Genomic DNA, 12,309 nt, shown 5'->3' with positions numbered 1-12,309 from the left:
CAAGGAGACGTGCAATGGGATCGGAATCGACCAGGCATGAGATTGAAATGGCCATCACCCGTATTCTGCAAGGCACGCCGATGCGAGTTGACCGCGCACGGCAACTAAGTATCGCCGCCGTTGCCGAAGAGGCCGGTGTGTCCAACGCGACGATCCATAATCGCCATCCGGATATGGCGGAGCAGATTCGACGAATCCTCAAGGAAGGGCGCGAAGCCATCATGACTGAGCATGATGCTCATATCGCAAATTTACGCCGGCAGTTGGGGGAGATCCGAAAGGCACTGCGAAAACGGGATGATCAAATTCGCCGCATCAAGACAGTGAACCTATTGCTGGCGACGGAGGTCCAGGCACTACGGGAAGAGTTGGAGGAGCCAGGTGTCCCGCCACGGGAGAAGCAATCTCGCCCTGGTATCGACGGAGCAGGAAACCAAGGCTAGCAGCAACACGTACTGCACTTGACGATGCTTGTCACGCAGAACGGGAAGCCTTTGGAATAGAAATCGGAAAATAAGGATTCTTGGAGGCATTATGTTCGACAGTCAATCTGTGCAGGTCGTGGAAGATCCGGTGCCGGTGATGCAGCGTCGTCGCGAAGCCGCGTTGGAAGCGTGCATACGCATCGCCACCGCATTGGTGTTGGCTGTTTTTGCCTATGGAGCGATCCGGCACTGGCTCACCGACCCGACTCGCATTACGCTTCTGCTCATGGTGGTGGCACAGTGCCTGACGGTCGCTCTGTCGCTGATAGTGCGGGTGCCGGCCCGGCGTGACTGGAGTCCTGTCGCCATACTCAGCTCGCTCCTCGGCACCTTCTATTTCCTTGCGATTCAGCTCACACCGGGTGTGCGAATCGTGCCCGAAGCGGTCGGTGCCGGACTGCAGATCGCTGGGCTTTCGTGGCAGATTTTCGCGAAAGTATCGCTACGCTACTCGTTCGGGATCTTGCCTGCCAATCGCGGAATCGTATCAAGCGGGGCTTACCGGTTCGTGCGCCATCCGATCTATCTCGGCTACTTTGTCGCCGATGTCGGCTTCCTGCTAGCAAACTTCGGACTGCAGAACCTGCTCGTCTACACCCTACAGTACGTCATGCAGGCGGTCCGGATCCTGCGCGAAGAAAAACTTCTGTCTGACGATCCCGAGTATCGGACATATCGGAACAAGGTCTGCTTTCGCATGTTCCCGGGTATCTTCTGATCTCAATTCGCTTTTGACGCTCGCAACGTATCGCCGCGCAGCGGCTTGTGCCGGCATCACCTCTGGACGCAAACTCTTATAACTTACAGGGAGGGGTCTCTATCGAATCAAGCAGCAAATTCAGGCGCGGGACTAATTCCTGAGGGAAATCGAATTGGCCTGCAGCACCTACCTAAAGCGCAATGAGCCTCAACAAGCGGCAATGCGCCAGGTGAGAACGCGCCCGTCAATTTAGCGACAGGCATGGTCCCTGAAGCCTGGTGGAATCGGAGGATCCGCCTTGTCACGCCGTGCCCGGGGAGAAATCGATCCTACTCCGAGCCCGTTCATGGCATTCCAGATCAATCGGTTTGGCCTGAGCTGGCATCCCCGGCTCGAAACTCGTACCCGATCTTCAGCGGGTGCTTATTCCCTTTAACCTTGACGTGAAGGAGAAGGACATGAACACCATGTTCAACGGTATCAAGCATTTTGTGCGCGATGAGGATGGGGCTACCGGTGTGGAGTATGCGCTGCTGCTGACCTTCGTGGCGTTGGTCATTATCGGATTTGGCGCCGGGATGGGCAATGCAATCACAAACACCTTTAACGCGGTCGTTGCCGGCATGCCAGCAGCACCAGCAGCCTAGATCTCGTCAAGGATCCGGGCCGAGCCCCGCCTGAACCGGGCTTGGCCCGGAAGGCCACCTCCGCTTAGTCATGTTCATCGTGCTCGTTGCTAGGCAACGCGGACACAGCAGCAGTTTCAGGCACGGGACTGATCCCTGAGTGAGGTCGAATTGGCCCCGCGGCAGCACATTCAGCCTCGACAAGCGGCAACGCGCCAGGTGAGAACGCGCACGTCAATCTAACGACAGGCAGGGGCCCAGGTGCTTATTCCCTTTAACCATGACGTGAAGGAGAAGGACATGAATACCATGCTCAAAGGTATCAAGCATTTTGTGCGTGATGAAGATGGGGCTACCGGTGTGGAGTATGCGCTGCTGCTGACCTTCGTGGCGTTGGTCATTGTCGGATTTGGCGCCGGGATGGGCGGTGCCATTACAAGAACCTTTGCCGCGGTCATTGCCGGCATGCCAGCAGCCTAAATCTCTTCAAGGATCCAGACCGAGCCCCGTCTTAACCGGGTTTGGTCTGGAAGGCCACCTCCGCTCAGCCATGCTCATCGTATTCGTTGCTAGGCGGTGCGCACGGACTTTGACAAACCATTCTTTAGTGCGGCATCTGCGCGCCGTTTCGCCACCTGATGTTGCTGAAGCAGATACCCACGGATCTGTCTTGACTGCCGACCGCCTGCGCTAAGCGCCGCCCCCTAGCAGGCCGCTGAAATACCTCCGACCGAAGTCAGCGCTTCTAGTGGCTGACGCGTTGATCTGAGAACCCCACACCCTGCGACGTTTCATGCGCGGCGCCGACACCTTCACCGAAAGCCTGTTCACCATGCGGCGGCTCGAGGATTTTGTACCGAAGTATCACCCGCTGCGCTCGATCCGCACCATGGCCAATCAGGCGTTGGCGAAGTTGGATCGGCTGTTCGCCAGGATGTACGAGGCCGACATCAGGGGCGGTCGACCCAGTATCGCGCCTGAGAAGTTGTTGCGGGGCATGCTGCTGCAGGTGCTCTACGGCGTTCGCTCCGAACGTCAGCTCATGGAGCAGACGCACTACAACTTGCTGTTTCGCTGGTTCATTGGCCTGGCAATGGACGACGCAGTCTGGGTGCCCAGCGTATTCACCAAGAACCGCGAATGCCTGATCAAGCGCGATGCAGTGATCGAATTCTTCAACGAAGTACTGGCCATCGCGCAAAAGAAGGACTGGCTTTCCGGCGAACACTTCAGCGTGGACGGCACACTCATTCAGGCTTGGGCCGACCACAAGAGCTTTGTACGCAAGGACGGCGAGGACGAAGACAACGATGGTGGCAACTTCAAAGGTCGCAAGAGCAGCAACGAAACGCACCAGTCCAAGACCGACCCCGATGCACTGCTCTACCGTAAAGGCAAAACCGCCAGTGAGTTGCGCTACATGGGCCATACCCTGAGCGACAACCGCCACGGCCTGGTGGTCAGCGCGCTGGTGACAAGTGCTGACGGCCATGCAGAGCGCGAAGCCGCCAAGGTCATGGCCAACGACGCCCGGCAGGTGGTCGACGATGCGAACGTGGAAGTCACCGTGGGTACGGACAAGGGGTATGACGCGGCCGAGTTCATTGAGGCTTGCCTTGAGACGAGGGTCACGCCCCACGTGGCGCAAAACACCTCCGGGCGACGCTCGGCGGTTCCGGATGAGATCGCCTGCGGCGGGGGTTATGCCATCTCGCAGCAAAAGCGCAAGCTGATCGAACAAGGCATTGGCTGGGCCAAGACCGTGGGGCGCATGCGTCAGGTGATGGTGCGCGGACTGAAGAAAGTTGACCAGATGTTTGTGTTGAGCATGGCCGCGTACAACTTGGTTCGATGCGCTCGCTGGGACAAATCCGTCCGTAGTTGCAGTAATTGCGGTAATGAGGCCAGAAATGAGCACCAAATCATCGACAACGTCGATGAAGTGACGCGCAGCTTCCGGATTGTGAAAAATAGGGAGTACATCAGCGATACAGCGGGAAGTCTTGCCGCTTGTGCGGTAAGTACTTCAGCAGTCTGCTAGAGAATATGTCCATATGGACATTTATCAATCCGTTAAAGCCTTGCCAGTAAAGGCTCTGGCGGGTGTCCATATTCGGGAACTAACACGTCCCATCTCCGGATGACATTGGCACGGCGCGTTCCTCGCCCAGTTGGATGAGGGGGGAACTTCCTGCATTCCGGGGCGGCTACGATCGAATTGGTTGCATTCCTGATACATTGCTGGCCGTAATGTGGGGATGAGGCATATCGTGCGCACGACGTACCAGCAAATGTGATTCGCCGGCGTCATGCCAATTGCAGATTTCACGGGAGAGAACAAGGATGCAGCAAGACAACAACGCGTTTCAGCCRACGGCAGGCGAAGCACCCGCAGCGCCGGTGCCTGCTGGCCAGCCGCGCCCCCTGCAGTTCGAGTTCATCGGCTCGGGTTCCGAATATTTCCGTATCTGGATCGTCAATGCCTTGCTGAGCATCGTCACGCTGGGCATCTATTCGGCCTGGGCCAAGGTTCGGACGATGCAGTACTTCTACCGCAACACGCGGCTGGACGGCGCCAGCTTCGACTACCACGGCCGTGCCTCTGCCATCCTCAAGGGCCGCGCCATCGTGTTTGGCCTTGCCGTGGTCTTCCAGCTCAGCAGTCATGTTTCCCCCTTCCTGGCCGTGGCGCTGGGCCTGGCGCTGGCAGCGGTGTTCCCGCTGCTGCTGGTGCGCTCGCTGCGCTTTCGCATGGCCAATTCCGGCTACCGTGGCTTGCGCTTTGCCTTCACCGGCGGCGACGCCCTGGCTTACAAGGTCTTCCTGCTCTGGCCCGTGCTGAGCGTGTTCACGCTGTATGCGCTGGCGCCGCTGGCGCATCAGCGCTTCAAGCAGTACCAGCATGACAACACCCGCTTCGGCACGGCGCCCTTTGGTATTGACGCCACCGCGGGCGACTTCTATGGCGTCTATCTGCGCGCCTTTGGCATGATGCTGGCCGTGGTGGCGGTGACGTCGATTGCCGGCGCTTTGCTTGGCAACGCGATAGGCGTGGCGCATGGCGCGCCGTTCCTGGCCATTGGCATGGCCGTGATCGGCTTCTACGTGGCGCTGATGGCGGTCGGCCCGTTCTTCATGGCCCGCCTGCAGAACCTGGTGTGGAACCACACCACGCTGGCGCCGCACGCGTTTCGCAGCGAGGTCAAGGCGAGCCGGCTGTTCTTTATCTTCGCAACCAACATGATCGCCAATGTGCTGACGCTGGGGCTGTTCATGCCGTTCGCGCGGGTGCGTTCGATGCGCTACCGTATCGAGTGCATGACCATGCTCGCAGCCGGGCCGCTGGATGCCTTCGTGGCCGGCGAGACGCAGCAGGTCGGGGCGCTGGGCGATGCCGCGGTGGACTGGTACGACATCGACATCGCACTCTGAGCGCGCCGGGCACCTTGATACCCCCTGGCCGCCATGATCATTCTTACCACCCGGTTCACTCCGATCCCAGGACCCTGATGCAGGCTTCTGCCCAAGCACCGGCCGCCGCCGCGGTTGCGGCCACTTACTTCGACGGCCGCTCGTCGCGCGCCCATGCGTGCTTGCTATCGATCGAAGGGCGCGACGCGGTGTTGCGCGAAGCGGATGGCTCGGTGCTGCGCCGCGCGCCGCTGGCGGCGTTGCGCGTTTCCGAGCGGGTCAGGCGCGCGCCGCGCCTGGTGACGTTTGCCGACGGCGCCTTCTGCGAGGTCACGGACCACGCCGGCTTTGCCGCGCTGCTGGCGGCCAGCGGCCACCGGGAGGGCTGGGTGGTGAGGGCGCAGAACAGCTGGCGGCTGGCGGCGCTGTCCGTGCTGGGTCTGGCCGCGGTGCTGGTGGCGGGATATTTCGTGGTGTTGCCGTGGGGCGCCGGCGTGGTGGCGCGCAGCGTGCCGGCTGCGCTGGAGGCGCGGATTGGCGAAGCCACGCTGGGCAGCATCGACGGCGGCCTGCTCAAGCCCTCGGCCCTGCCGGTGGCGGAGCAGGAGCGCATTCGCGCCGGCTTCGCCGCGCTCAGGCGCCCGCCCGATCCGGACCACCAGTACCGCATCCTCTTTCGCCGGGGCGGCCAGCTCGGGGCCAATGCGTTGGCCTTGCCGGGCGGCACCATCGTGGTGACCGACGAACTCGTGAAGCTGGCCGGCCCGGGCGCCGGCCTGATGGGCGTGCTGGCTCACGAGGCGGGCCACGTGGCCCAGCGCCATGGCCTGCAGCAGGTGCTCCAGGCCTCGGCCGTGGGTGCGCTGGCGGCGTATTTCTTCGGCGATTATTCCAGTGTGCTGGCGGGGGTGCCCGCCGCCATCCTGACCCTGCGCTATTCACGCGAGCACGAGCGCGACGCGGATGCGTACGCGGTGGAGGTCATGCAGGAGAACCGGCTGCCCGTGTCGGCGTTCGCCGACGTGCTGCAAGCGCTGGAGTCCGCGCATGAGCAGCAGGCGGAGGACGAGGCCGCCAAGGCCGGGTCCGGAGGGCAGGGCGGCGCGTCGGCCGCCTCCGCCGAGCGGGAAACCAAGCGGGAGCGGCGCAGCCGCCGCGCCGCGGAGGATGCCGGCAACGACGACGATGGCGGCAGCTTCTTCTCCACCCATCCGTTGACGCGAGAACGGATCGAAGCGCTGCGCGCGGCGGGGCGCTAGTCCCCGGACGAAGCCGCCACCTGGCCTTGCAGCCAGCTGTGAAACTGCAGGATCGCCTTCTCGCGCGGATTGCCTTCGCGCCAGGTGACCCAGTAGTGCAGGCTGGACGGGATGCTAGTGGTGCCAAGCTGCACCAGTTCGCCGCTGGCGAGGTAATCGTGGGCCAGTTGCAGGCGGGCCGTGGCCACGCCAAGGCCCGCCACCGCCGATTGCAGCATCATGCCCGCGTCCTGGAAGATCGGCCCGCGCTCGGGTTCGGTGCCAGGCAGGCCGGCGCTTTCCAGCCAGTCGCGCCAGGGCCGCAGGGCGAAGCGCAGCATCGGCAGGCGCGGCAGGTCGGCCAGCGTGAAGCCGGGATAGCGCGCCAGCAGCGCCGGGCTGGCGACGGCGATCACATGGTCCTCGATCAGGTTGTGGCAGGCAAAGCCGGGCAGGTCCACGCGCTGGTGCCAGATGCCCACGTCCACCGAGTACGGATCGGGCGGCGTGATCTCGGCGTGTAGCCGCAGGTGCAGGTCGAGTCCCGGCTGCGCCGCATGCAGGCTCGGCAAGCGGCGGATCAGCCAGGCGTTGGCGAGATCGGCCATGACGCTGACCTCCAGCCGCACTACCTGCGGGGCGCCGCCATTGCTGGCCTCGCGCAGCCCGTCTTCCAGTTCGCCAAGCCCGTCGCGCACGCGCTGCGCCAGCCGCGCGCCCACATTGGTGGGCATCATCAGGTGGCCGGTGCGCTGGAACAGCTTGGTACCCAGGTTGTCTTCCAGCGCGCGGATATGATGGCTGATGGCGCTGTGGGTCAGCGCAAGCTCCTCCGCCGCGCGCGAGAAACTGCGGTGGCGCGCCGCTGACTCGAGCGCGCGCAAGGCCTGCAGCGCGGGCAGGTGAGGCAGGCGCTGGGCGCGGTGCGGCTCGGGCGGCGGGGCCAGTCCGGCGGGTTCGTCGTGCCCGGCGGGCTGGACCGGCAGGCCGGCCTGGGAGGCTTTTGGGTGTTTGGAGGTCATTGCCGTCAAATTCTACTCACAATTGCGGCGGGTATCTTTCGTTGGTGTTGCGCCGGGCGACTGGCGACAATGCAGACATGACTTCTGCTTCCTCATCCTCCTCTTCCGCCTCTTCCGCCTCTTCTGCCACCACGCGGGCTAGCGCTCCCCCGTTAGCCGCCGCACGCTGGCGCGTGCTGTGCATTTTTTCGCTCGGTTTCCTGGTTTCCTATATCTTCCGGGGCGTCAACCTGGGCTTCGCGCCCCACCTGACCCGCGAGATGGGCCTGGGTGCAGCCGATCTGGGCCTGCTGACCAGCTTCTATTTCCTGGGTTTCGCCTGTGCCCAGTTGCCGGCCGGGCTGCTGCTCGACCGTTTCGGCCCGCGCCGTACCGAGGCCGCGTTGCTGCTGGCTGCCGTGGCGGGTGCCTTGGTATTCGCCTCCGCGCCCAATATGGCGGCGCTGGCGGCAGGGCGCCTGATGATCGGGGTGGGCGTTTCGGTTTGCCTGGGCGCCGCCATCCAGGCCCTGTCGATCTGGTTCCCGCTGTCGCGCATGCCCTTGCTCAATGGCGTGGTGATGGCGATTGGCGGCCTCGGCGCCGTAGTGGTCGGCGCGCCGCTGGCTTGGCTGCTGTCCTGGACCGACTGGCGCACGGTCAGCTACGGCCTGGCCGCGCTGACGCTGGCCATGGCAGCGCTGCTGTGGTTCGGCGCCCCCGATACCAGCCGCGCCGGCAAGCAGCGCCTGGCGGATCAGTTGCGCGGCACCTGGCAGGTGTTCCGCAATGAGCGCTTCCTGCGCGTGGTGCCGCTGGCATTGCTTAACCAGGGGGTTTTCCTCGCGGTGCAGACCCTGTGGGTGGGGGCGTTCCTGCGTGACGTGGCCGGCTATTCGCCGGAGCAGAGCGCGCGCCTGGTGTCGGTCATCGGCTTTGCCATGATGGGCGGCTGCGTGTGTGCCGGTTGGGCCGCACGGCATCTGGAGCGCGCCGGCGTGAGCCTGTACACCTTCGCCGGCGCCGGCATGAGCGGGTTCATCGTGATCCAGTGCCTGATCATCGCCGGCGCGCCGCTGCCCCCGGCGCTGACATGGGCGGCCTACGGCGTATTCGGATCGAGCGGCATCCTAGCCTACGCCGTGCTGGCGCGCAGCTTTCCCGATGCACTGATCGGCCGCGCCACCACGGCGCTGACCTTGACCGTGTTCCTGGCGACGTTTGCCTGCCAGGTCGGGGTGGGGCTGGTGCTAGACCTGTGGCCGGCAACGGGCGGCCAATATCCCCGGCAGGCCCATCTCGCGGTATGGTGCGGCCTGGTGGCGCTGCAGGTGGCGGCGGCAATCTGGTATGCGACGGGCCGCAAGCGCGCGGCCGCCGGCCACGCGGCATCGGTGCAATGAGCTCTATATGGACGGACTCCCCGGCGCTGCGCGCTGGGCGGGATGCGCCGCGCGCTACAGCATGACCGGCCGGTCGTCGAGTTCGTTGGGATTGGGCCGGTCGCCCGCGGGGAAATGCACAGCCAGCAGCTGATGGATCTTCTCCACCGCCGCCAGCACAGGCCTGACCGACAGCTCCCGCGCCAGCCCGCTCGCCAGCTCGTCGCAGATCGCGCGCCAGGTATCCGGGCCCACACGGGCATCGATGCCGCGGTCGGCCAGAAGTTCGACCGCGTGATCGGCCAGGTTGATATACAGCAGCACGCCGGTATGGCCTTCGGTGTTCCACACCTCCAGCGCACCGAACAAGGCGCGTGCGCGCTCGCGCGGGCTGACGCCCGAGAAGGCTAGCCCCACGGGCAGGCTGGATTCGATTACCACCCGCACTTCGCCACGATGCTGCCGTTCGCCGGCGCGTACCGCCTGCTGCAACTGTTGCTGGGCTTCGGCGGGGAAGTGCTTGCTGGCGGCACCGGGGCGCGTGCCCAGGTGGCGCAGTGCGCGTTTGAAATGGGGCATATGCCGTTACCAGTTGCCGGAGGCGCCGCCTCCGTCGAAGCCACCACCGCCGCCGCCACCGAAGCCGCCACCACCACCACCGCCTCCGCCTCCGCCTCCGAATCCACCGCCGCCGCCACGTCCCCAGCCGCCGCCCCCGAGACCGCCAAGGGTGCCGCCCAGTCCGCCGGCCGCAGCATCCCAGCCGCGCCCGCGCGTCACGATGCGCGAGCCGCCCGAGCGCCGTGCCGCGGAGATAAAGAAGAACAGGATGATGGCAAGCGGGAACAGCACCGGCAGCCAGTCGGTCCACGAGCCGCTCTGGGCCGGCTTGCCACCGGCCTGCGGGCCCGGCAGGGCCTCCTTGTCGATGGTGGCCTGGATGGCCGATACGCCGGCCGCGATGCCGCCGTAGAAATCGTTCTGGCGGAAATGCGGCGCCATCACGTCTTGCAGGATGCGCTTGGACATCGCGTCGGTGAGCGAGCCCTGCACGCCGCGTCCCACCTCCAGGCGCATCTTGCGCAGACCGGGCGGATTGTCCTTGGCGATCAGCAGGATCACGCCATCGTCGATGCCTTTGCGCCCGGCGCGCCAGGCGTCGGCCACGCGGATGCTGTAGGCGTCGATCGGCTCGGGCTCGGTGGTCGGCACCATCAGCACGAAGATCTGGCTGCCGCGCTGCTGCTCGTACTCGGCCAGCACGTTCTCCAGCGCGCCGCGCTGGCTGGCGCTCAGCGTGCCGGTGAGGTCGGTGACCCGCTGCGTGAGCGGCGGCACCACCACGAAGCCGTCGCCGGCGGCCATGGCGGGCGGCGCCAGCAGCGCGCCCAGCCACAGCATCAGCGCCAGCATGGCGGCCGTCCAGCCACTGCGCTCAGGGAGATGCGGCATAGCCATCGGTCCGTATCAGAACTTCACCGCCGGCGGCGCTGAGATGGCTTTCTCGTTTTCCACCGAGAACGACGGCTTGACCGGGTACTTGAAGACCATCGCGGTCAGGTTGGTGGGGAAGCTGCGCGCCAGGATGTTGTAGTCGCGCACCGCGGCGATGTAGCGCTGGCGCGCCACCGTGATGCGGTTCTCCGTCCCTTCGAGCTGCGACTGCAGGTCGCGGAAGGAGGCATCGGCCTTGAGCTGCGGATAGTTTTCCGACACCGCGAGCAGGCGCGACAACGCGCCGCTCAGCTCGCCCTGGGCCTGCTGGAAGCGCTTGAACGCTTCAGGATCGTTGAGCGTCTCGGGCGAGACCTGGATGCTGGTAGCCGCGGCGCGGGCCTTGGTGACCGCCTCGAGCGTCTCGCGCTCATGCGTGGCGTAGCCCTTGACGGTGTTGACCAGGTTGGGGATCAGGTCGGCGCGGCGCTGGTACTGGTTGATCACCTCGCCCCAGGCCGCCTTGACGGCCTCGTCCTTGGTCTGGAAGTCGTTGTAGCCGCAGGCGGACAACAGGCTCGCGCACAAGGCCAGCATGAGCCAGCGCAAGACGGACTGCCCGGAGGACAGGGACAGGGGAAGGGATGCGCGCATCGAGGACTCCGGAATTCGTGGAATTACCAGTGTAGCGCAGGGGCCGGCTGGGCAATCAAAATGACTTGGGGGTGGCTTGACGGCGGCATGGCCAGACGGGTAGATTGTCGTCTCTGCCGTGGTTGCGACGGCGGTGTCCGCCGGGCGCCGTGCCGCATCACCATCCAGCCCGAACCTGCAATGCGCGCCTTTTCGATGATTTCCGCTCCTGCTTCCGCTGCCTCGCAGCGGCAGGTGCCGGCGCGCGCCAAAGCCAAAAAACAGCCGCTCGTCTGACCGGGGCGCTGTTCCGTCAGATGAGCGACGGAACGGCACCTGCGCACAGGCGTACAGGGGGCGAGGCCAGGTTCATGCTTTCCCACTGCCCACGCGGGCTCATCTGCCACCCGGCGCACTTCTGCACGGTTTTATTGACCGGTCGCACAGGAGTGATCCGATGCAAGCAGTTCAACAAGCACAGCAGCAAGCACAACAAGTATTTTCTGGAATCTGGCTGCCGCTGGTGACGCCGTTTGCCGGCGGCGCCGTCGATCATGGCGCGCTGGCCCGGCTAGTGGCGCGCTATGCCGGTAGCGGCATCGCTGGCTTCGTGGTGTGTGGCAGCACCGGAGAGGCGGCTGCCCTCGACGAAGCGGAGCAACTGGCCGTGCTCGACACCGTGCTGTCCGGCGCCGGCGCCTTGCCGGTGATCATGGGCGTGGCGGGCAGCCAGTTGAAGCAGGTGCAGGTGCGCGTGCGCCGCCTTGCCGAGCGGCCGCTGGCCGGGCTGCTCGCGCCCGCGCCTTACTACGTCCGCCCGTCGCAGGCGGGCCTGCTGGACTATTTCCATGCGCTGGCCGACAGCGCCGCCGCGCCGCTGGTGCTGTACGACATTCCCTACCGGACCGGCGTGAAGCTGGAGACGGAAACCATCCTGGCGCTGGCCACCCATCCGAATATCCGTGCCATCAAGGACTGCGGCGGGGACTACCACGGCACGCAGTCCGTGATTGCGGACGGACGCCTCGCCGTGCTGGCGGGCGAGGATCACCAGGTGCTGGGTACGCTGTGCCTGGGCGGCACGGGCGCGATCATCGCGTCGGCCCACCTATATCCGGAACTGTTCGCGGCGCTGGCCAGGGCAGTGGCCGGGCAGCGGCTGGACCCGGCGCGCCGGATCTTCCATGCCTTGATGCCGATGATCCGCCTGCTGTTCACGGAGCCCAATCCGGGTCCGCTCAAGGCCATGCTGACGCGGGAGGGATGGCTGCGCGATGAGTTGCGCGCGCCGATGACCCCCGCCAGCGCAGGGCTGCAGGCGGCACTGGCGCAGGCCTGCGAGCAGATCGGGGCGGCTGCGCCCGATCTGCTCGGCTGAGCCGCGCCCAGCCCCAGGGCG

The 12,309-nt window shown here is 65.1% G+C and carries 12 protein-coding genes and 1 pseudogene; 9 read left to right on the top strand and 4 right to left on the bottom strand.

What is annotated here, in order from left to right; all coding sequences use genetic code 11:
• Nucleotides 1-14 precede the first annotated feature (14 nt).
• The 7 genes and pseudogenes from AC1DN0_RS04625 (at nucleotide 15) to AC1DN0_RS04595 (ending at nucleotide 6,481) form a co-directional block, all read left to right on the top strand.
• Nucleotides 15-443 (top strand): TetR family transcriptional regulator, encoded by a 429-nt coding sequence (locus AC1DN0_RS04625; protein WP_441626420.1) that lies wholly within the window; start codon nucleotides 15-17, stop codon nucleotides 441-443.
• Nucleotides 444-534: 91 nt separating this feature from the next.
• Nucleotides 535-1,203 carry a methyltransferase family protein gene (locus AC1DN0_RS04620; protein ID WP_441626418.1) on the top strand — a complete coding sequence of 223 codons (669 nt, stop codon included), beginning with the start codon at nucleotides 535-537 and terminating at the stop codon, nucleotides 1,201-1,203.
• Nucleotides 1,204-1,643: 440 nt separating this feature from the next.
• A complete protein-coding gene (locus tag AC1DN0_RS04615; RefSeq protein ID WP_441626416.1) occupies nucleotides 1,644-1,832 on the top strand; it encodes a Flp family type IVb pilin in 189 nt (62 codons plus the stop codon).
• Nucleotides 1,833-2,111: 279 nt separating this feature from the next.
• Nucleotides 2,112-2,291, top strand: coding sequence for a Flp family type IVb pilin (locus tag AC1DN0_RS04610; RefSeq protein WP_430869804.1), 180 nt, complete (start codon nucleotides 2,112-2,114; stop codon nucleotides 2,289-2,291).
• Between the two features lie 313 nt (nucleotides 2,292-2,604).
• Nucleotides 2,605-3,692 (top strand): annotated as a pseudogene (locus AC1DN0_RS04605) (IS5 family transposase).
• 462 nt (nucleotides 3,693-4,154) lie between these two features.
• Nucleotides 4,155-5,243 (top strand): YjgN family protein, encoded by a 1,089-nt coding sequence (locus AC1DN0_RS04600; protein ID WP_441626414.1) that lies wholly within the window; start codon nucleotides 4,155-4,157, stop codon nucleotides 5,241-5,243.
• 77 nt (nucleotides 5,244-5,320) lie between these two features.
• Nucleotides 5,321-6,481: a M48 family metallopeptidase gene (locus AC1DN0_RS04595; RefSeq protein ID WP_441626412.1), complete on the top strand. Its 1,161-nt coding sequence runs from the start codon at nucleotides 5,321-5,323 to the stop codon at nucleotides 6,479-6,481.
• Here the strand turns inward: AC1DN0_RS04595 and AC1DN0_RS04590 are convergent.
• The gene (locus AC1DN0_RS04590) at nucleotides 6,478-7,482 is read right to left on the bottom strand and encodes a LysR substrate-binding domain-containing protein (protein WP_441626411.1); all 1,005 of its coding nucleotides are present in this window, start codon (nucleotides 7,480-7,482) and stop codon (nucleotides 6,478-6,480) included. The genes AC1DN0_RS04595 and AC1DN0_RS04590 overlap by 4 nt on opposite strands.
• Before the next feature lie 77 nt (nucleotides 7,483-7,559).
• Between AC1DN0_RS04590 and AC1DN0_RS04585 the strand changes: the two genes are divergently transcribed.
• Entirely contained in the window at nucleotides 7,560-8,864 is a 1,305-nt protein-coding gene (locus AC1DN0_RS04585; RefSeq protein ID WP_441626409.1) for an MFS transporter, read from the top strand.
• Between the two features lie 54 nt (nucleotides 8,865-8,918).
• Here AC1DN0_RS04585 and AC1DN0_RS04580 read toward each other — a convergent pair whose 3' ends face one another.
• From AC1DN0_RS04580 to AC1DN0_RS04570, 3 genes are read right to left on the bottom strand one after another with little or no spacing between them, the layout of a single operon-like run.
• Nucleotides 8,919-9,422, bottom strand: coding sequence for a TPM domain-containing protein (locus tag AC1DN0_RS04580; protein WP_441626407.1), 504 nt, complete (start codon nucleotides 9,420-9,422; stop codon nucleotides 8,919-8,921).
• 6 nt (nucleotides 9,423-9,428) lie between these two features.
• Nucleotides 9,429-10,295 (bottom strand): TPM domain-containing protein, encoded by an 867-nt coding sequence (locus AC1DN0_RS04575; protein ID WP_477102636.1) that lies wholly within the window; start codon nucleotides 10,293-10,295, stop codon nucleotides 9,429-9,431.
• Between the two features lie 15 nt (nucleotides 10,296-10,310).
• On the bottom strand, nucleotides 10,311-10,931 hold the full coding sequence (locus AC1DN0_RS04570) for a LemA family protein (protein WP_441637096.1): 621 nt from the start codon (nucleotides 10,929-10,931) through the stop codon (nucleotides 10,311-10,313).
• 436 nt (nucleotides 10,932-11,367) lie between these two features.
• Here AC1DN0_RS04570 and dapA point away from each other — a divergent pair, with 436 nt between their 5' ends.
• On the top strand, nucleotides 11,368-12,288 hold the full coding sequence (gene dapA / locus AC1DN0_RS04565) for a 4-hydroxy-tetrahydrodipicolinate synthase (RefSeq protein WP_441637094.1): 921 nt from the start codon (nucleotides 11,368-11,370) through the stop codon (nucleotides 12,286-12,288).
• Nucleotides 12,289-12,309: the final 21 nt, after the last annotated feature.

Source organism: Cupriavidus sp. 05N39, assembly GCF_056397325.1.
Note: the sequence above shows the minus strand (reverse complement) of the source record. Positions and strands in the feature narration are given on the sequence as shown.